Genomic DNA, 19,146 nt, shown 5'->3' with positions numbered 1-19,146 from the left:
AGCGGAGTTCCGTCCAGTTTCGCCTGTTGCGACGTAGAATTTTTGGGGCCCGCGCTTCAGAGTGAAGCGCTATATCATTTTTGAGTTAAACAGTCCGCAAAATGGTGAAAGCATCGGTTAGTCAATTTCTAGCTGTGACGGTGCCCCACGCGCGACAAGTCCACCGAAAGACGTTCTGGGGTCGACGTAGCGCAATGCAGATTTCATGTCTTTCCAGCCCACATAGCTCATCAGCCCTTTGATGTCCCACCCATTAGCGGACGCCCAGGTCGCAAAGCCTCGCCGCATCGAGTGACTGCTATACAGTTCAGCTGGCAATCCTGCGTCTTTGAAAATGCGGCGTAGCACAGGGATCAGGCTATGCGGCTGCATAGCTTTGCCTGAAAGATTGCCCCACCGATCAATCCGCTGGAACACCGGGCCTTTCGCGATCCCGGCAACTGTTATCCAGTTGATGTAGGCCTCGACGGGGCAAAGCATGGTAAGAGCCGGCGTATGGAAAGTAGTTCCTTCATGCTGGCGGTCGCCCTTGGTGTAAGGCAGGAAAAAGGTAATACCTTCACCGCTTACGGCTTGGGTGTCCTCCACCGTTAGCCTGGCCAGTTCGTCGCCTCGAAAGCCACGCCAGAACCCAATCAAAATCATCGCCACCGAGCGACGATGACGAACCAGCGATTTGTAATCTCCCCGTTCAATCGCAGCTGCAGCTTCCCCTTCAAGCCATTTGACCGCTTGCTCCAGGTGCTTCAGCAGCAGTGGGGCGGCCTGTTTAACCTGTGCTGGGTGCACGACCCTGATGCCTTTGATCATCTGGCGGACGTCAGGCGTCTTGGTCGGATCAGGGAAACCCTGAGTGATGTGCCATTGCGCAAGGGCTGCTAGGCGCTGCTTCAGTGTGTTAATGGAGAGCTGGTCGGCGTACTCCGCCAGGTACCGAACGACGCCCACGCCTGTCGTGGGCAGGTACCCACCCCAAGTCACCTCGAAATGTTCGATCGCCGCCCGGTAGCTTTTGCGGGTGTTCTCTCGGGTGCCGGCACTGAGGTACCGATCTGCCTTTTCCATCGTACGTTGCCTTCAAAATCGTAGCGTTTCTGCCTTTCCGCGCCACAAGGAGGTTTTCTGGGCGCTTGAAAGTATAAAGAAGCTATAAAGCACTATTATAGCTTTTTAGTTATTGGACTTTACGTCCAAAAAATAGATGATAGTGTGTCACGTAATTACATGACACGTAACACAGCACGAAATCGTAGGAGTTCACATGGCTCGTGGCGGCATTAACAAGGCGGTGGTGCAAAAAGCAAGGCAGTCTCTGCTCGCTAGGGGCACATACCCAAGCATCGATGCCGTGCGTGTGGAACTGGGGAATACCGGGTCGAAGACAACCATTGCCCGGTACCTGAAAGAGATCGAATCCTACGATCCACGCCCACTATCGTCCCGCGAACGCATGGGTGAAGAACTTTCGACAATGGTGGAAAGCCTTCTGGATCAACTCATGGAGGAGGGCAACGAGTCGATCGAACAATCCCGATTAGCCTTTGATACTGAGCGTCTAGAGCTCCAGGCGCAGATCGCCAGCCTGCAAACTGAACTGACCGCAGCGCGTCGGCAGCTCGACACTCAGCAAGCAGCGATTGAGGCTCAAACTGCTGACCTAAAAACCACGCAGTCCTCGCTCCAGGCAGAGCTGACACGCAATGCCGGACTTAATCAACGCTGTACTGACCTAGAAGCCCTGGTCAGTGACCGGGATAAACAGATCCACTCTCTAGAGGAAAAGCATGTTCATGCACGCGGGGCATTGGAGCACTACCGGCAGTCTATAAAAGAGCAGCGTGATCAGGATCAACGACGGCATGAATCCCAACTCCACGAGGCTCAAGGGGAGAAGCGCAAGCTGCAGGAAACCTTGGTGCTGAAACAGGATGACCTAACTCGTTTAAATCGTGACAACGAGCGGTTGCTTGGAGAGTCCAGGCAGCAGGTGAAACTGCTACACGGCCATGAGGCGCACATACAGACACTGACTGGCGAGATCCAAGGACTGAAACTCGCAGCGGCGAAATCCGCCGGCGTTGCTGAGCAGCTCCAGGAACAGATCACCACGCTTCGACAAGACGCCACGGCACTGAATGAAGCAGCAGCCAAGAGCGGCGAGCGCGAGCTAGAGGCAAGACTGCTGCTTGCCGCTGCCCAATCGGAGAATGAGCAACTCCGGCGAGTGCAGGCTACACAGGCTGAGACAGATGGAAGCGATTCGGACACCACATTTGCGCCTGCATCCGAGAAGCTAAAGACAGCACCCACAAAACCGTCGAGGAAGTGACCATGAACAAAGCCACGCTCAAACCCATAGGCCCTAATGAAGAATGCTCCGCGCTTCAGTGGGCTCATCAGCGACTCACTTTGATGCTGGCGAACAGCATATTACCGCCAGCTTTCATACAGCTCGACACCCGTCCTCGATTGGAAACCCGAGCTCAGTCAAGTATCGAAGCGGCTCACTCGAGTAAAGCAAACTAGCAGCAGTGTGCCGAGCACAACCAACGCATGTTCGACGGGCTTGAAAACCCTACATATTGGGTTATTATAAAGCCAAGAACACTACATGCGGTGATTTGCATGGACATGCCAAATATCGAACAAGAAGCATCCGAGCTGCTGCGCATGCTCTGGCGCGACCGATATCACCTGTGGGGCGATCAAGATATCACCCCGCTTCAGGCGCGTGATCCGAGAAAGGCGGCGTTAGCGTACGGCTTTGAATATCGGGAGCTTCCGAATCTCGGTGATCCCAAATTCATCCAAGGCGGCTCCGGCCCTAAGATTGCAGGTCTGATTGATCGCCAAGCGAACCGCATTGCAATCTCCCAAGAATTCTCTTCCACGGTAAAACTGTTCACGGGTGCTCATGAAATCGGCCACCTCGCCCTACATAAAGGTGAGGTTATGCATAGGGATCGGGCGTTAGATGGCCGTCCAGTCGGCGGGGCTCGAAACCCTGAAGAAAGGGAGGCTGATTTCTTTGCGGCTTGTTTTTTGATGCCTGCGAAGCTGGTCGCTGACCGTTTCAGGCGTCTATTCCTATGTGGAGACCAGCTTCACTTTAACGATACGGTCGCATATCACCTCGATGCGCATAACATCGAAGGTTTGTTGTATGCCTCGTCAGACTCCTTGGAAAGAGAGCTGGCACTGGCGCGGTGCCAACGCTTCAATAACCTCAACGTCGTATCGCTTGCTACGCAGTTTGGAGTATCCGATTCGGCAATGGCGTTACGACTCAAGGAGCTTGGTTTAGTACGCTGGCCGTAGCTTGGGGGCATGAAGTAGGCGCTAGGTATCGATCGGAGTGCAAAAGAGTGGCGGGGCGATAAAGAACTGTACGCTCAGGAACCACCCGGCCATGCGTCATAAACTCCCCGTTAGATGCAGATCAATCTTGCCGACCAACCTCGACCAGCAGTTCCAACGCCCTCATGCGCAATCGGATCGCTGTCTTCGAAACGTTAAAATATCCGCTCAGAGAATTGCACACAGCATGAAACTGGATGACGTTGTCCCTCTGACTGTCTAAGTACAGATGCCCGTGACCGCGATCTCGGATGCCAAGATGCTGTAGTAACAACCCAAACGCAGCCTGAAAGTCCTCTTTAGGCATCAAGAGACATGAAGCAAACGTATTTGCTTGCCACTCCAGCCGCTCAACTTCCCCTTTAGGGATGGTGATGAGCTGGCTCTGGTCAATGTCCTGCGCTCGGATGGCTTCTCGTGTCATGTAGCGTTTATGACCTAGAAAGTGATGCCCCAACTCATGGGCGAGTGTGAATCGGGCCAAGTGGGATTGGCTATCTGCCCCGAAGATTTTGATCTCAAGCGGGTTGAACGTGATACTGCCGAGGGCTGAGCCCGAGTCCTCAATGAAGCTCACGGACAGTCCACTGACATCAGCTTCCCTGGACACTAGCTTAGTAAGATCAACCTCTCCCCGGATGTATGAAATGGATTTCAAAGCCTGCTGCGCCAAGCGATCTATTTTGTCCCGCGAAATGAACGCAACCCTGGGTGTTTCGATAAGCGTGGGCTGACGAATCAGACTCAAATCGTTCTCTTTAAAAGCACTCACAAGGTCGAGGCCTTTCCAGATGCCTTCCCAGCCATCCGTAAAACCGGCAGGAGTTACGGCATAGGCGCTATAAACGGTAGGCCGAAAATCCGTTTGGGTTAAGGCGAATTCGATCTCTGCGCGCTTACGAGCTCTAGCGCTAAGCGCCCCGGTTAATAGGGCGCGAGGAAGCTCCCATCTGAACTCAGATTGATCGAAGTAACGCAAGACACTGAAGCCTCGATTCCGCGCAATGTTGAACGTGCCGGACTGAAACGCGCTGGCGGAGGCAAAAATACCCTTAGCATTGAAGCCGGCCACTTGACTGATCTTTGATCCAAATTCTTCGATGTCCCCCACAGGCACTTTGCCGCTGTAGTTCTTGCATTCGATGAGCACAAGCAACGATGGGGTCTCGAAGCCAGGCAGGAACACTTCGACCGAAATGTCAAAAATGATGAAGTCTTCTCGGTCGCGGGAGTAGTAGCCCTTCTTCCTGAAAATTTTGCAGCACTCAGGTCGGAAGACATAAAAGCGACCTTCATTGATCTCACGAGACAGGAACTCAAAGACTTGCTCCTCGAATCGGTCACCCTTGGCATAGGTGCTGAGCGCTTCAATTTTCATATGCAGAGCAGGCTCCGGTTAACGGATCAGAAAGTCAGTTGTACGTGAATAGTTGTTGCTCCGAGAAGGTGATTTCCTGCGGAACATGCTGCCTGTCAGGTTGCATCATGATGAATGCTAATCCACTTTCCTGCTTTCCTCTGTATGACCGCTCTGAACCGATGCCGGTGCAGGATTTTGGGCTTTTAGCTGAATAGAAGCTAGCGGCGAGGGCACCACGACCGCCCAGAAAGGGACTGCATAAGCGAAGGAAACCTTCGCTTCCAGTGTCACCGGCCTGCTAGGGCGCTCTGCGCGCTGCATCGCAACATGTAGTCTGTGCCCTATGGCCTTGCGGGCCACGGAATTGATCTCTACACCGGCTAACGTGAGCAGGATCCGTGTGTACGCCAACCTATGGAAATCGTCAGGGCAGCTCGGGTGGCGGAACATCGGTTCAAAACAGTACTCAATCAGCTGCAGCATCACACCTAGGTTACAGCGCGCCTGCAGGAACATCAGACAGACAAAGTCGACTATAACGGGCACAGCAGTATCAAATGTTAGGTTCGGCTCGGCCAAGTAACTCCGCAATCGGTTGATACCTATGTTTGCAAACGTTTCACCCTGATCCATCATGGTGACAAGGTCGGCAGCTTGGATCGAGATGAAGCTGCGCCTGGTCATCACCATTTGAACAACTGCCCGGGAGTACTCGGCACGCACCAAGCGCCCTGAAATCAGCTCATTCGTCAGTAGCAGTTGAGGAGATGCTCCTTTGATCTCTAGGAGTCCTGCTATAGCTCGGAGGCGGGCGTCTGACGACAGCAGCCCACCGCCGTACTCCAAGCAAACAAGCAGGGTTGCATACTCGCCTTCACCCAGAATGTCTTTGAGCGTATGCATCTGTGCCGGCAGTGTGGGTGGGCCATATGCCGGTACCACCTCACAATACTCATCAATAGCGGCATAGATTGAGCCGAGGAAGGCCCGCTCCCGATGCCAATTTTCCTCTGTCTGCTCCTGCATACCGAGTTGCCCATCGTGTGAGAAGAGCGTCCCTCCCTTGTGAAATCGCGATGACGACTCGATCTTCGTTTCTAGCGCTTGCTTGGTGGCAGCAGCTATATACAGCCTGGGGATGTGCTCCAGTACATCGAGCATTCCAAGCGTCGCAAGCTCTACCAGCATGGGAAGATCTACCACCCAACAGTGATCGGAGGCACCGATAACCGGGAATTCATCGTGGGTCTGGCCCACACCCATCGAGACCTCCAGCAATGGCCCCTCAAAGGGCCAGCCTCTGACGAGATCGATCACATCCACACCGAGCATCTTCGCGATCAGCCCAAGCGTGGCCATGTGCTGGCTATAGAGCCCAATTGTATTGAGGCCCTGTGTTTTTTTTCGTTCGATTTGCTCGATGAAGAAGGAGATATCCAGCTCACCATCCTCACGCGTGGGGATGGTCATGGCGACTAAATTTTTGCTCGGAACGACCGCGCTTGAGACATGCCCATATGATAGATCGAGCAGACGTCGGTGAATGGTCACAATCCGCTTGACCTTGAGCGTCTGCTCTCCTATCAAGCTACGGATAGTTGTGGTTTCGCCAACTTTGAGACCCATTAGCGCGACAGCCTGCTCGGAGGCCGCAGCGATGAACTCCGCGGTAGGCGAGAGAGGGGGGTCAATGTCAAAATCTATTGAAACGTAACCGCTGCCGCCGTTGCTGTCTTCGAGTTCGACTGACGTACCACAAGCGACCTCGACTGGGTTGGTGAGGAAAGCATCCACCGTGCCGGATGCCATGACCATGAGTGAGATGTGACCTGCAGCAGCCTCAAGATTTCCCGAGCTAACTCGCATGGTGCGGTAAATGCGGGCGATACCTTGATCATGCATCCCCCGACTGATCTCTGCGTTAGCAAGTTTCAACTGATCCTGAGCGGAGCCTTCCAGAAAGACAGGAAGCGTGGCTATGCACGCGTCCATCTGCTCAGGGTTTATGTTGGCTAGAATCTGAATCAGCAGCAACCATGCACTAGCATCAAGGGGGCTCTCAGAAGCGATCATCTCTGCGATTTCACGCATTTTTGGCCAATCACCGGCGTTACCGTAAACGTTCAAAGCCACGTTTCGGACATCTGCGGACTGGCGCCATTCACCAGGAAGTGACTCCAGCAGATCTCGAACCTTCGCACGCTGATCAGTTAGGACGTAGGCGTGAAGAAGATCCACGTGCAGTGGAGTAAACGAGTCGCGGGGAAGCACGCGTTCGAGCATTGCGATAGCGTCATCGTGACGCCGTGCATGGAGCATCCATTGCGATGCCATGGACAGCTCCAGCAAATCGCTGCTTTGCGGTGCGAGTTCAGCCACACGATTCTCGAATGCCTGGCGCACTGCGTCGTTATCGATGAAGGCCCGAGCAGCGAAAACCCCATCGGTGATATTGCTGTTCTGGGGATTGACACCTAGCAGCGAAAGCTCTTGCTGAACTGCATTATTGCGTTGCTGACGCAGCAACAATTCCCAGTGCATGTGGCGGAGTATCCGCAGCACTTTCGCCGACTCATCCGTGACAGGCCGCTGCACCTGTAGACCATAGGCAGACTCGAGCATTGGCTCCCGACCCGCAACCAAGCATGCTTGGCCGAAGATCACCAGTGCGTCATCGGGAAGCTGCTCAAGGCGATCGCAGAAGCGATCAACCGCTTCACCCTCACGATTCAAATCGCATAGGGCCTCAAGCTCCACTCGGGCCGATGTCTCATGTTCTGGGACGCTACGCTGTCTTCCCTGGTCGATCATGTCCAACGCCTGAGCCGGCTGCCCCAATAGCAGATACGCATAGGCGAGGTGGAAAACGACGTCAGTCTTTGTCCTAGGACTTTGCTCGGCCCATAGCACAGCCTCCCGATCCTCAAACTTGGACATGGCATCCATTATGAGCTCGCGTCGATCCTGAGGCTGGGATCGCGTATTCACGTGGAACGGGTTATCTGTGGCGAGTCGCAGGGCAAAGCGCAGATAGTTTTCAACGATGAAAATAGAGCTGTCAGGCTGCTCCAACGCTGTCTTGATAGCGTTGACGGCACCAAGATCGTCCCCGGCGCCAGCCCTGGAACTGGCCACCATCTGCCAGGCCCCGGATCTATCGCGAAAGGCTTCGGGGATCTCGTCTTCAGTTAGCTCTTCTCTATTGAGGACTCTTGCGTTGGTGTAAGCGATCCATACCGAATACGACTCCGGAAAGCGAGCCTGTGCCGCCTGGCCAACCTGGAGAGCAGCCTGCACATCATTTTTGAGCATGTGAGCCCGGACATGACCCGCAGCGATACGATCATCGTCGATATAGAGGTTTGCGGCTGCCTCAAGATCTGTCGAGGCGATCTCATCGTCCCCAAGATGCCAGAAGCACATCCCACGAAGGAAATACCAACGGGCCTTCTGGTGAATATCAAACGTGTCCAGCTCGTCCTCGAGGAGTTCCAGCTGAGTCAAGGCATCCTTGTATCGGCGATCGTTGTGCAGCGTGCTGATGCGGTCGAGCTGGCGCGTAGCAAATGTAGTTTCCGACCCTTGGATTGCGATGGGAAGGTCATCAGTCAGCAGTGTACTACCGGCAGCGCGATCAACGGAGAGGAGGGGAGCGAGATATTCCGCCAGCGGGGTAAGCTCTGACGCGCGCTCATGGCTGACAGGCATCGTACCCATTTGGTAGGCCTGCACACTCTCGCGTATCAGCTTGGCCGTATGAAATTCCTTGGCAAGCTCACCCAGATGGGCTGAAGCGGAAGAGAGGTCGATTTCTCCGGCAGTGCCATTGAGCTCAGCACACACAGCCAATAACTGCGACCACACCGCGCCGCTGTCCCGGCTTGGCAATGCCTGGGCGATAAATTGCTTTTGGTATCCGGCTTCCTGAGTGCGATCCGAGTCCAGGTCGTGGGGCAAGAATTTCAGGTGTAACGCGAACTGTCGCAGGTCTTCGTCGCTAACCGCCGCCTCATTATATTGTTCAACTGCAGCCTTGATGGCGGCGTAAGCAGCTCGGTTCCGAGCGTTACTCAGCCCCTCTGACTGCACACGGACGTGCCAAGATTCATGCGAAATCGACGCTGAGGCCAGCCTGACCACCTCCACGGCGCCCTCCATGGAAGACGAGCTGGACACGTGGTACACAATAAGATTGTCGTCCAGTCCGCGCTGGAAAGTTGGCTTGATGAAGTCGAGCCACGCAAGCCCTACGGCCTCGGTAAAAATCTCGTTGGCAGTCGCCTTGAGTGACCGCTTCATCTGCATTCTGATGGTTGCTTTCCGTCCTGTGCTCGCCGTCGCAGCATAGACAACCAGGTCGTCAGTATTGTGGTCAAATCCTCGACCTTGGAACAGCAACCCTACGATGACAAATCCTTCGCGCAACCCCGCACACGGGATGCCCAGGCACATAGCGAGCAGCCTCACCGCTTGCACGCGTTGCTCGAATGCACCACCGCGCCCGCCCGTGGAAACAGGACTTGCGACCTTCTTCCGCCGGGGTTTCGGTTTAGGGGTGGGAGATTTTTCTCCCTTTGCCTTTGGAGGCCTTGCCATACCTGGCTCGCAGAACTGAGATACCGCTCATCTTATCGATCATTCAGCGCCCTGCGTAGCCTTGATTTAGCCGGAGCTTGCGCGGCGCGGAGATTCGAACTACGCAGCTCTTGGCCGGTCACCGTCCCAGGTCAGCACAGGTAGCAGGAATTGAATCGAGGATTGTGGAGGATTAGAAACTGGGGCAGGGGGGATGATGTACCAGACCGGGCGTCAGCCTGAACTCGATCATCTGACTACCACCGGGGCATGAGCAAGCAAGCAGAGCGCGAAGGCTTGAGGATGGAAGCCCGCAGGGCCGAGACGGCGGTGCTAGCCGATGGCTCGGTTTAAGACAGCCGCCCCTAAGTGGCACGCACATTTATCATATAAATTGCCGCATCAGTTCAGCACCTTGGCAGAGCAAAGCGGTGCTCTCTGTCAATTTATGCTAAATATTGAAGGGAGGCTTAGCGATACCTGAAATACCGTCCTGCCGGCCATCGGCTACGCCTATGCGAATTTGGCATAGCACCATCACGAGCGATCAGGGGGCACCTGAACCTTTGCACTTTTGGTAAATATCGGATTCTTGATCAGACAAACGGTCAAACTCAGTCAGCTAAAATGCAACAGACCGGCAGGTGGAGGCCAGCTCATGAATGCCCCTCATCGATCAGATGCAATTCGTCTTGCTCAGCAGCGCATCAGCGAGCTTGAGAACGAGATAAACAAGCTTCAAAAGGAGGCGGGGCTCGAGCGCGATCAGCAGTTTCTTGAAGACCTGACCAAGCTAATGCAAGCATACCAGGCGGATGCGGACGAGGTCGTGGAACTGCTGATGCTGAGAGGCGACATCGACCAGAAATCGTTCAGCTGCGAGACAATCTATCAATTGCGGCATATCTTCAGCATCGCCGAAATCCAAGTTGACCAAGGAGCAACCGACCACGCTGGCTACGTGAAGAGCTGACGGAAGGGTAAGCGTATGGCTAAATATCTCACCTCAGACAACCAAAAAATGGGTGTGCTTTTCGAAGCAGATAGAAGGATTTCAGCTGAATACCGCTGCGCGAGTTCTCTGCTTCTAGAGAAAGAGGTGGCCAAGAAACTTAAATTCCTGGGTGCGCTTGACCGGTTAGCCAAAAAGAACGACTTTTCTGCTCGCGACGTTATAAACCTGTTAAAGCCTGGGTATTTTGACCAGCCACGTGAACAAGGCGCCAATACGGAAATAAAAGAGCTTCACGACAGGCTAGTGGAGGCCAGTGTGCAAGAAGAAGAGAAATAGAAAAGGATCAGCCAAGTTTCTACTCAACTAAAGACGCATTTAGTTGAGCTATATATCACTGCCCCCCCCCAAAAAAACTTAACGGGAGAGTATCGAGTGACAATCAGCATCCGCAACTTTAGATTCAGTGCGGGATAATGTTACGGCACATCTGACGGGGGGGCATTACAACTGCGTAGCGAGCATCGCGGCAGCACGTTTTTTTTCACAATGAAAGGTTAAAGAAAACCAGAGGTGTAGACCCTGAACGGGCAATAGCACGGACTGTAAGTCCTGTAAGGCTCTAGGTCTGTCCCCTGAAATGAATGATCTAGAACCTGAAGGACGGGAATACTTTGGTAGCACACAAGACTATATGTTGCCGTAACAACGTTTTGTTTCCGCATTGCAATAACACCTAAAACACTTCCAAGCTAGCAACTCTGCCTCTCATCGGAAAATGAGCTGAGGTGGACTGCTTGTGGTTACATTAAACTGTAGCTTGGAATCCGATAAAAAGGCTTCACATTCCGGTATCGGTTTGATATTCCAGCGTTACCGTCTAAGCATAGCGAGACTTACAAGTCTGAGCGCGCCCGAAATCAGCGACTCGGGGAAAAGAGAAATGAATGTATGCTCATGGCAACCTAGACAAATTCTTTTTTTTGTTCTACCGAAAAGTCTTATTCAAAGATGGTCTTTTCTGAGAAGCAAGATCAGAGTCATAGCAGATACCGACTAATAAACCGGGTTACTTCCAGTTTAGGGTACGAATTTACTTCGGCGTTCTTGCAGGTTGTAGGGAAAGCTGGTTTTGAAGCGGCCAACGCAGATTCAAATCTCCTGGGCGACCACGCTAACTTTGCAATACTTTGTTACGTGTAATGTATATTATGTTAAATCATGTATGTGAATGGCTCAGGCTTTAGATATCAGATCCACCACTCCCAACCTCTCAGTCTAAGCAACGCCGTTCGTTTGCTGCTTCAACAACCAATGTCTCTCGGTAGTCCATCCGATAAAAACCTGAGCACCTTCGCTTGCTTGGCGTGCCTCGGTCAACAGTGCGCCAGAAGCCGCTACTCGCAATCCTCTAATCGCCGGCAGAAACCTTTCACGAAATGCACTAGGCTGAATCGCGAAATGAGCTTCGATACGTTCAATCGCGAAACGCATTTCTGCCTCATCGAGCATCGCTAGATAAAAGACCATTTGCCGCCAGGCATAAGCCGTATTTTTGATCACCACCAGGCTGGAGTGATAAAACCGCAACTTCATCTGCTGGCGTACGCATATCCATCTGAAGCATTCCTCGGCCATCGAAGCCAAGCGATCCTGCAACAGCGCTTTCAACCCAAGCTCACCAAATAAGAGCGCAAGGTTTTGCGTCGTCAGGATCTGTTGTTGCTCGATGATTTTCCCGTTAGTCGCCGGTCGCCATGTACCCAGGCCCTCATCAGCCCGCTGGGAGCACAATCTGGCCAATGCGTCTCTGGAACTAGCGTCAGGCCTGGAGAACCTTTTGCGCCTGGATTTCGGTTGATCAGGAAGCATCGCCAATTGGCTTGCATCAATGTCGAAGTAATTGGCGTATAGCGTACCACCTGTCAAAAATGCCGCCTGCCTGGCAGCTCTTATGTACTTGTTCGAGAAAGCGCCCATGAAAATGTCCGAGGCGACTTCTTCAACAAAAGGCAGATCCAGCTTGGCCATCGCACCAAGCGCAGCAAATTCCTGAATGAGTTTGTTGGGCAGGATCGCTTGAGGAAAAGCGCAAAGAGTCATTGCTGCGGATTCGATCAGGAACTGTTTCGCTGCTTCAGCGACCACCGCGTCCGTTTCTCGCTGGTCTTCAACAGCCGCCACCCACGGCAATTCATTCATCCTGACCTGACTTTGCAGATCCAACAGCAACAATGATCGGCGTTGTCGAAAGGCGCGATAGGTCGCTACAGAGAGCATCCGCAGCGACGTATCGCGAAATCCTGCGCTGCAGATCTCAGCCGTAATCGCTGGCAGCACCCGCGCCACGGTATCCCCGGATGTAATCAATCCCTTATCGATCAACTCGGCAATTGTGCCCTTTCGACACCGCTCGACGCGTCGACGAATACCAGGAGGAATGCCGCTACCTGTTAACAGCGAATATGCGGTCGCTTCTTCGCAGGTAACGGGTTGCAGCAGAGATGAAAAGTAGGAAACTCCGTCCGAACCGGGATACCTGCTCAGACGTGCGGCAACCGCTTTAGCAAATAGATGGTGACCGGGTGCGGACACATGACTGCGTTGAGACTCTCTGAGCTTTTGATGAGATTCGGATTCGGGATGACCATGCTTGCGTACGAAATCGTCGACGATCCTGCGAATTCGTCCGACTTGCCGTCCCGTAAGCGACGCCGCATCGCTCGCGCAACTCCCCAGCAGTGCAAACAACTCCCCTGCCCGATCCCTTGAGCTTTCAGCTGCACCTGAAGCGCTGGGGCAAGCAGCATCGAACTGCCGCTTCAGAATATTCGCCTGCTCAAACCAGCCCTCGGGGTATCGGCGACAAGGCCAATCATCCTGATACGTTAAAAGGAACAGCGACACCGCCGAATCGTAAAGTGGTAAACGAGTTTCAACGACATGCTTCTGCACTGCCACGCGCGCCTGTGCCGGGCGATTTGAAAGTAGGGCCCTGACATTACCGACAGTAAAAACCTGCACTTGCCCTGCTGAAAGCGGCAAACCGTCAGAAGCCATCGGAAAGAATCGCAGCTGTTCAAAGAAAGGCGCTATCGCTTCAACCAGATCCCATGCGCTCTCTGTACGTTGCTGCCCCAGCAACCAGGCCACCGTCAGCAGTGCAGCTTCTTCGGGCACCTCGATTCGATAATCCCCGCTCGCCAGCTTCGTTTGCAGTACCTCAATCCCCTCCTCCGTAAGGTGCCAAGTGTTGAGATCGAGTCGCTCGAAACCGGGACGGATACCTGGAATCGAAGCAGCCAGCTGTCGCTCGTACTCGGTCAGTGCACCGCCGGCCATGAACTGCCCAGTGGCGAAACCTCCCGTGACGATTTCCAGCGTGACCCACTCAGGCACATCCGCGAATGGCGTTCGTGAGCCATACGACGCGGATCCCTGCAATATGTGCTCGATTACATTGCGCCAGCGCTCGATGCGCTTGCTCGTCTGTCCGTTATCGTCGAGGCCCGACGCAGCGAGTGCCCGAGACAGTTGAAAGGCTGCATAGCCGGCACCTATGCCGGCATTTGCATTCGATTTCCTATCTTTCTTGGGCATGAGTCCGTCCGTGCCTGTGATGTTGTGGGTCCGGGGGCTGGATTCGAACCAGCGCCCACCCGGTTAAGAGCCGAGTGTTCTACCGCTGAACTACCCCGGAACAGAGCGCGGATTGTCCACCAGCGCTGAACGATTGTGAAGGTTGAAAACATTGCCGGTTGTGAACCTGGATGTATCCCTTGAACTTATATGCTCAGTCGGCGATGACCCATAGGGTTCACTCAAGTCCGCTCCTCCCAGCATCACGGACGGATACTTAGGACATGGAGGCGTCTAATCACCCGATTAATCTCCCCTACCACCCGCCCCGTCGCCTCCTCGATCGTTCCCTCATTCCGACACAAAAACCAACCCTGATCGGCAGCGGCCACCTCAAACGCCTCAGTACAAGCGACATGCTCCTCCAGACCGCGAAGCACAGTACTGCTCAAGCCACGCCGGCGTGAACCTGCCCTCTCCCACGAAATCTCCGCCGTCGTCACCACCCCAACATGCAGGTCCGGCACCTGTACGTTGCGGTCAATGTTCAATTGCAGGATTTCAGCGAAAGGGACTATCCGGCGAAACGCCGCATCGGACGGGTACCAGCGATCAATCAGGATGATGCTGTCGGTGGGTTGTTTGGTCAGCACGTGCTGGGAAATCCAGCGGCGGCTATCAGCCAGGCGTTGGCAAACTTCCAGCTCCAGATTCCGGTCGGGATGTCGGACGAGTCGATTCACCAGATGCATTGTCCCGCCCCTGAACGGGTCGCTTTTTTTCTCGCACAATCGGATGACTTTCTGGTTGTTTGCCCTCAGGACTTCAGTGATGGCCTCCAACAGCGAGGTTTTGCCGACGCCTTTGGGGCCATCCAGAGCGACAAACAGCGGACGAGTCATTTTTCTCACAGGCTTTAACGGGGAGTAGCGCGCACTCTAACGGATTTTCAGGTTGAACCTCTGTTGCTCAGACGGACTCCCAAACTCAAATCCAGGAGAAACCTATGACCCAGACAGCTCTAGTCGTGGGCGCCAGCGGCATTGTCGGCAGCGCCATCACCCAGTTACTCATCGACGACCAGTGGCAAGTCGCCGCGCTATCGAGACATCCATCGCAAGCGCACGGCGTGATCCCTGTAGCGGCAGACCTTCAGGATCCTGCTTCTCTGGAACAGGCGCTGAGGGATGTGAAACCCACTCATGTGTTCATTACCACGTGGTCGCGGCAAGCCACGGAAGCGGAGAACATTCGCGTCAATGCCGCCATGGTGCGCAACGTCCTCGCCGCCATTCGCCCAGCGAAAAGCGTCAAACACGTAGCACTGGTTACCGGCCTGAAACACTATCTCGGCCCTTTCGAAGCCTATGGTAAGGGCAGCCTGCCACAGACGCCGTTTCGCGAAGAACAGGGTCGTCTGGATGTCGAGAATTTCTATTACGCCCAGGAAGACGAACTCTTCGCCGCAGCTGAAAAGGACGGCTTCACCTGGAGCGTTCATCGCCCGCATACCGTCACCGGCGTGGCCGTGGGCAATGCGATGAACATGGCAACCACCCTCGCCGTCTATGCCTCGATTTGCAAACACACCAATCGCCCGTTTGTGTTTCCCGGATCCAGGGTGCAGTGGGACAGCCTCACCGACATGACCGATGCGCGGCAGTTGGCGAAACAGCAACTGTGGGCGGCCACCACGCCGGCTGCGGCAAATCAGGCATTCAATATCACCAATGGCGATGTATTCCGCTGGAAATGGATGTGGAGCCGAATTGCCGAATACTTCGACCTGCCTGCTGCTGACTATCCTGCGTCACCCTCGCCTCTAGAGAAGCAGATGGCGGACGATCAAGCCGTATGGACGAAGATAGTCGCCGAGCACGGTTTGAAAGAGTCCGACATTGGACGTCTGATTTCCCCATGGCATACCGATGCCGACCTTGGCCGGCCCATCGAAGTGGTCACGGATATGTCGAAAAGCCGCCTGATGGGCTTCACTGCCTACCAAGCGAGTGATCAGGCATTTTTTGACGTGTTCGACAGGCTGCGGGAGATGCGCTTGATCCCTTAGGCGGTTCCAGACAGATAAGGTGGGCACCTGGCGTGCCCCCCTCATTCAACAGTACTTTCCACGCCCTCGCCCCTCCCCTCATCTGCGACGTTCATTCGCCCTGCGAAATCCTCCCGCCAGTCACCGGCAGAACGCAGCCGATCGTATATCCCAACTCCAAAATAGCGCCTTCGACAGGTATCGCTCTGTATCCAAGTGTGTACGGACGCAAACACGTTACACAACATTGATCTTCCCCCCCCCTCAGACACAAGCGAGATACACCAGCACGATGAACTGCGCTCACGGCCAGCGCAGTGCTCCTGTGCCTGACAGCTGTCAGGAGCACCTGAATGGCTTCCACTTTCTTGACGACAAGTCGGAGGATTAAACCCATGCAATCAAACGCGTTATCGGTCTTGAGTCGGCTGCAACTTAACCTTGATCGCGCTGGAGACTGGATCGCCCCTTTGAGCCTGCGCGTTTTTCTGGCCTGGGAGTTTTTTGAAGCGGGATGGGAAAAGTGGAACGGTGAGAACTGGTTCCCGAGCATTCAAGGGGCCTTTCCTTTTCCCTTCAATCATCTGCCGGCTACGTTCAATTGGCAGTTATCCATGTGGGCAGAACTGCTCTGTTCCATTGCTTTGCTTGTAGGCCTGGGAACACGTCTTTCGGCACTGATCCTCATAGTGGTCACCGTCGTGGCAACTGCCGCAGTTCACTGGCCAGCAGAGTGGTCAACGTTGAGTGAACTGGCTATGGGCTACTCCATCAGCAACAAAGGCTACGGCAATTTCAAACTTCCTTTGATCTACCTCGTAGCCCTTCTGCCCCTGGTGTTCACAGGCGCCGGCAAGCTAAGCCTGGATACATTCTTCGGTCGGTATCTAAAGCGTTTGAATGCGCGCTGAGTGCTATCGCGTCACCAAGGTTATCGCTCTCAACCCCACTAGTAATCAGGAGTTTCAACATGACCCATATTGATAAAGTGCTGTACACCGGCAAAGTCCATACCTCTTCGGGTGGACGCAATGGCACCGCGCTCAGTGACGATGGCCGACTGGATATAAAGCTGTCGTCGCCTGGCACCTCTGGCGCCGGTACCAACCCAGAGCAGTTGTTCGCCGCGGGTTGGTCGGCCTGTTTTATCGGTGCAATGGGACTAGCGGCGAGCAAGCTGAAAGTCACCCTCCCGGTTGACCTTGCGGTCGACGCCGAAGTCGATCTAGGCACAACCGATGGTGCGTATTTCCTCCAGGCTCGCCTCAACGTCTTCCTTCCCGGGCTGGATCGCAACGTCGCTCAAGAGCTGATCGACACCGCACACCAGACATGCCCGTACTCCAAAGCGACGCGGAACAACATCAACGTGGTTATCAACCTCGTTTGAGCAGAACCGTGGCGGGTTTCAATCGCCCGATTCACACCCTCGGCTGCCAACGGTGACCGTGGAGGTGCTGTGGATCGGGGGTTTCAGACGTCGAATCGGAGTATTGAGCTCATGCAAACGAACACTTCATCACCAACGCATTTAGATCCACCGCTCACCCTTGAAGCGAATGTAGGGCTCGGGTTGCGCCGTGCGCTGCTCAACACGCTTCGTGACGCTCCAGTCGGTGATTTCGATTTTCTGGAGGTTGCTCCAGAGAATTGGATCGGTATCGGCGGCGCTCATGGAGCGGCCCTGCAGTTGCTAGCTGAACGCTATCCGCTGTCATGCCATGGCCTGTCACTTTCGCTGGGTGGCAGTGCGCCGCTGGACGAGTCTTTTCTTGAGCAAGTCCGCGGGTTTCTCGATCGTTTCAACGTGCCGTTCTATAGCGAACACCTGAGTTACTGCAGTGACGATGGCCATTTATACGATCTGCTGCCGTTGCCATTCACTGAGGAGGCCGTTCATCACGTTGCGGCGCGCATCCGCCGTGCACAGGACATTCTCGGTCGTCGTCTTGCTGTAGAAAACGTCTCTTACTACGCCGCTGCTTATCAGGACATGGACGAACTCACTTTTACCAATGCAGTGCTCCGCGAGGCCGATTGCGACCTGTTGCTCGACGTTAACAATGTGTACGTCAACTCAGTGAACCACCGCTTCGATCCAGCGGTTTTCCTCGCCGGCCTGGAACCAGAACGCGTAGTCACCATGCATGTGGCTGGCCATTACGACGAAGCTGATGACCTGATCATCGACACCCATGGTGCTTCGGTCAAACCGGTAGTCTGGTCATTGCTGGGACAGGCTTATGACCTTTTCGGCGTAAAGCCAACCCTGCTGGAGCGCGATTTCAACTTTCCGTCCTACGACGAACTGGTGGCTGAGCTGAACACCATCAGGCGCTTGCAACGCGACGCCAGTGCTTTGGTGCGGGTGACCGTCGATGGCTGACTCCCCTTCAAGCCTGCACAGTCAGCAGCTCGCACTGACCCGGTACCTGCGTGACCCGGACAGTTATGCGCCGCCTGCGCAGATGAATCCCGAGAGAGCACAGGTCTATCTCAACCTGGTGTTGAACAATCTGTTGGGGTTGCTGGGCGGGACGTTTCCGGTGCTGGTTGCCGTGCTGGGTGATGACGGTTGGCGTGCACTGGTACGACGTTTTTTGCGTGATTACCGCGCGCAAACGCCACGCTTCGGAGAAATTGCTCGTGAGTTTGTAGACTTCGTAGCGAGCCTGGAAGACTCGCCCGGTCACGAACACCCCTGGTACCCGTTCTTGCCTGAATTGGCTCATTACGAATGGGTGGAAATGGCGCTGCAACAGTTGGACGCTGCGCCTTTAAAGCCCAGTGATGCGGCGCATTTACTCGATCGTCCCCTCAGGCTTTCCCCGCTCGTCTGGCCGCTGGCTTACACCTGGGCCGTACATCGTCTTGGGCCAGGCTACCTGCCTTCTGAACCGCCAGAACAACCGACGTTGCTGCTGATCAGCCGTGTGCCGAGTGGCCAAGTGCAATTCTCCCAGGTCAGCCCTCTCGCCTTCCGTTTGTTGCAGCGGATCGAGCAGTTCCCTGACATGGATGGTCGAGCGCAGTTGCACGCTTTGGCTGCGGAGGCTGGTGCATCAGACGTGACCGGCTTCGTTGCTGAAGCACTGGTTCTGCTGCGCAAGCTGCATGAGCAAGCTGTCGTCGGGGTAGCAGCGACACCCGTTTTAAAGCTGTTGTCCTGACTGACGCGCAAAGGCTGAGGTCGGTTTTTGTATCTCTATGTACCCAAACGCTAAGTGTTGGGATTGGCTTACAAATGCTCCTCTCGCCGATACATCGCCGATACAT

14 protein-coding genes and 1 tRNA gene are annotated in these 19,146 nt (G+C 54.5%); 9 read left to right on the top strand and 6 right to left on the bottom strand.

Annotated features, from left to right (window positions below):
• Positions 1–117: 117 nt before the first annotated feature.
• Positions 118–1,065: a site-specific integrase gene (locus tag D8U70_RS09535; RefSeq protein ID WP_130928720.1), complete on the bottom strand. Its 948-nt coding sequence runs from the start codon at positions 1,063–1,065 to the stop codon at positions 118–120.
• A gap of 196 nt (positions 1,066–1,261) precedes the next feature.
• On the opposite strand from D8U70_RS09535, the gene D8U70_RS09530 reads away from it, so the two are divergent.
• Positions 1,262–2,329 (top strand): DNA-binding protein, encoded by a 1,068-nt coding sequence (locus D8U70_RS09530; protein ID WP_130928719.1) that lies wholly within the window; start codon positions 1,262–1,264, stop codon positions 2,327–2,329.
• Between the two features lie 296 nt (positions 2,330–2,625).
• Positions 2,626–3,318, top strand: a complete 693-nt coding sequence (locus D8U70_RS09525) for an ImmA/IrrE family metallo-endopeptidase (protein WP_130928718.1) — start codon at positions 2,626–2,628, stop codon at positions 3,316–3,318.
• Between the two features lie 121 nt (positions 3,319–3,439).
• Here D8U70_RS09525 and D8U70_RS09520 read toward each other — a convergent pair whose 3' ends face one another.
• Both D8U70_RS09520 and D8U70_RS09515 read right to left on the bottom strand, forming a co-directional pair.
• Positions 3,440–4,735, bottom strand: coding sequence for an ImmA/IrrE family metallo-endopeptidase (locus D8U70_RS09520; protein WP_130928717.1), 1,296 nt, complete (start codon positions 4,733–4,735; stop codon positions 3,440–3,442).
• Between the two features lie 117 nt (positions 4,736–4,852).
• Entirely contained in the window at positions 4,853–9,313 is a 4,461-nt protein-coding gene (locus D8U70_RS09515) for a GreA/GreB family elongation factor (protein ID WP_241664640.1), read from the bottom strand.
• A gap of 637 nt (positions 9,314–9,950) precedes the next feature.
• Here D8U70_RS09515 and D8U70_RS09510 point away from each other — a divergent pair.
• Together D8U70_RS09510 and D8U70_RS09505 are read left to right on the top strand one after the other, a co-directional pair.
• Positions 9,951–10,265, top strand: a complete 315-nt coding sequence (locus D8U70_RS09510) for a hypothetical protein (RefSeq protein WP_130928716.1) — start codon at positions 9,951–9,953, stop codon at positions 10,263–10,265.
• Between the two features lie 15 nt (positions 10,266–10,280).
• Positions 10,281–10,583 (top strand): hypothetical protein, encoded by a 303-nt coding sequence (locus D8U70_RS09505; protein ID WP_130928715.1) that lies wholly within the window; start codon positions 10,281–10,283, stop codon positions 10,581–10,583.
• 939 nt (positions 10,584–11,522) lie between these two features.
• Here D8U70_RS09505 and D8U70_RS09500 read toward each other — a convergent pair.
• The 3 genes from D8U70_RS09500 to D8U70_RS09490 all read right to left on the bottom strand — a co-directional run bounded on the left by D8U70_RS09500 (position 11,523) and on the right by D8U70_RS09490 (position 14,725).
• Positions 11,523–13,844: a hypothetical protein gene (locus tag D8U70_RS09500; protein ID WP_130928714.1), complete on the bottom strand. Its 2,322-nt coding sequence runs from the start codon at positions 13,842–13,844 to the stop codon at positions 11,523–11,525.
• Between the two features lie 25 nt (positions 13,845–13,869).
• Positions 13,870–13,944, bottom strand: a tRNA-Lys gene (locus D8U70_RS09495).
• A gap of 142 nt (positions 13,945–14,086) precedes the next feature.
• A complete protein-coding gene (locus tag D8U70_RS09490) occupies positions 14,087–14,725 on the bottom strand; it encodes a dTMP kinase (protein ID WP_130928713.1) in 639 nt (212 codons plus the stop codon).
• A gap of 104 nt (positions 14,726–14,829) precedes the next feature.
• Here D8U70_RS09490 and D8U70_RS09485 point away from each other — a divergent pair, with 104 nt between their 5' ends.
• The 5 genes from D8U70_RS09485 to D8U70_RS09465 all read left to right on the top strand — a co-directional run bounded on the left by D8U70_RS09485 (position 14,830) and on the right by D8U70_RS09465 (position 19,040).
• Positions 14,830–15,891, top strand: a complete 1,062-nt coding sequence (locus tag D8U70_RS09485) for an SDR family oxidoreductase (protein ID WP_130928712.1) — start codon at positions 14,830–14,832, stop codon at positions 15,889–15,891.
• Positions 15,892–16,265: 374 nt separating this feature from the next.
• Positions 16,266–16,781: a DoxX family protein gene (locus D8U70_RS09480; RefSeq protein ID WP_130928791.1), complete on the top strand. Its 516-nt coding sequence runs from the start codon at positions 16,266–16,268 to the stop codon at positions 16,779–16,781.
• A gap of 59 nt (positions 16,782–16,840) precedes the next feature.
• Complete coding sequence (locus tag D8U70_RS09475) at positions 16,841–17,260, top strand: organic hydroperoxide resistance protein (protein WP_073476308.1); 420 nt, start codon at positions 16,841–16,843, stop codon at positions 17,258–17,260.
• Between the two features lie 111 nt (positions 17,261–17,371).
• On the top strand, positions 17,372–18,256 hold the full coding sequence (locus tag D8U70_RS09470) for a DUF692 domain-containing protein (RefSeq protein ID WP_130928711.1): 885 nt from the start codon (positions 17,372–17,374) through the stop codon (positions 18,254–18,256).
• Positions 18,249–19,040, top strand: a complete 792-nt coding sequence (locus D8U70_RS09465; protein WP_130928710.1) for a putative DNA-binding domain-containing protein — start codon at positions 18,249–18,251, stop codon at positions 19,038–19,040. Before D8U70_RS09470 ends, D8U70_RS09465 begins: the two co-directional genes overlap by 8 nt.
• Positions 19,041–19,146: the final 106 nt, after the last annotated feature.

The organism is Pseudomonas sp. Sample_20 (assembly GCF_004307585.1).
GTDB lineage: Bacteria > Pseudomonadota > Gammaproteobacteria > Pseudomonadales > Pseudomonadaceae > Aquipseudomonas > Aquipseudomonas atacamensis.
This window is presented reverse-complemented; position numbering and strand designations above follow the sequence as displayed.

Coding starts and splice junctions, on each gene's coding strand:
- D8U70_RS09535 (WP_130928720.1), bottom strand. CDS start 1,065: ATGGAAAAGGCAGATCGGTACCTCAGTGCCGGCACCCGAGAGAACACC.
- D8U70_RS09530 (WP_130928719.1), top strand. CDS start 1,262: ATGGCTCGTGGCGGCATTAACAAGGCGGTGGTGCAAAAAGCAAGGCAG.
- D8U70_RS09525 (WP_130928718.1), top strand. CDS start 2,626: ATGGACATGCCAAATATCGAACAAGAAGCATCCGAGCTGCTGCGCATG.
- D8U70_RS09520 (WP_130928717.1), bottom strand. CDS start 4,735: ATGAAAATTGAAGCGCTCAGCACCTATGCCAAGGGTGACCGATTCGAG.
- D8U70_RS09515 (WP_241664640.1), bottom strand. CDS start 9,313: ATGGCAAGGCCTCCAAAGGCAAAGGGAGAAAAATCTCCCACCCCTAAA.
- D8U70_RS09510 (WP_130928716.1), top strand. CDS start 9,951: ATGAATGCCCCTCATCGATCAGATGCAATTCGTCTTGCTCAGCAGCGC.
- D8U70_RS09505 (WP_130928715.1), top strand. CDS start 10,281: ATGGCTAAATATCTCACCTCAGACAACCAAAAAATGGGTGTGCTTTTC.
- D8U70_RS09500 (WP_130928714.1), bottom strand. CDS start 13,844: ATGCCCAAGAAAGATAGGAAATCGAATGCAAATGCCGGCATAGGTGCC.
- D8U70_RS09490 (WP_130928713.1), bottom strand. CDS start 14,725: ATGACTCGTCCGCTGTTTGTCGCTCTGGATGGCCCCAAAGGCGTCGGC.
- D8U70_RS09485 (WP_130928712.1), top strand. CDS start 14,830: ATGACCCAGACAGCTCTAGTCGTGGGCGCCAGCGGCATTGTCGGCAGC.
- D8U70_RS09480 (WP_130928791.1), top strand. CDS start 16,266: ATGCAATCAAACGCGTTATCGGTCTTGAGTCGGCTGCAACTTAACCTT.
- D8U70_RS09475 (WP_073476308.1), top strand. CDS start 16,841: ATGACCCATATTGATAAAGTGCTGTACACCGGCAAAGTCCATACCTCT.
- D8U70_RS09470 (WP_130928711.1), top strand. CDS start 17,372: ATGCAAACGAACACTTCATCACCAACGCATTTAGATCCACCGCTCACC.
- D8U70_RS09465 (WP_130928710.1), top strand. CDS start 18,249: ATGGCTGACTCCCCTTCAAGCCTGCACAGTCAGCAGCTCGCACTGACC.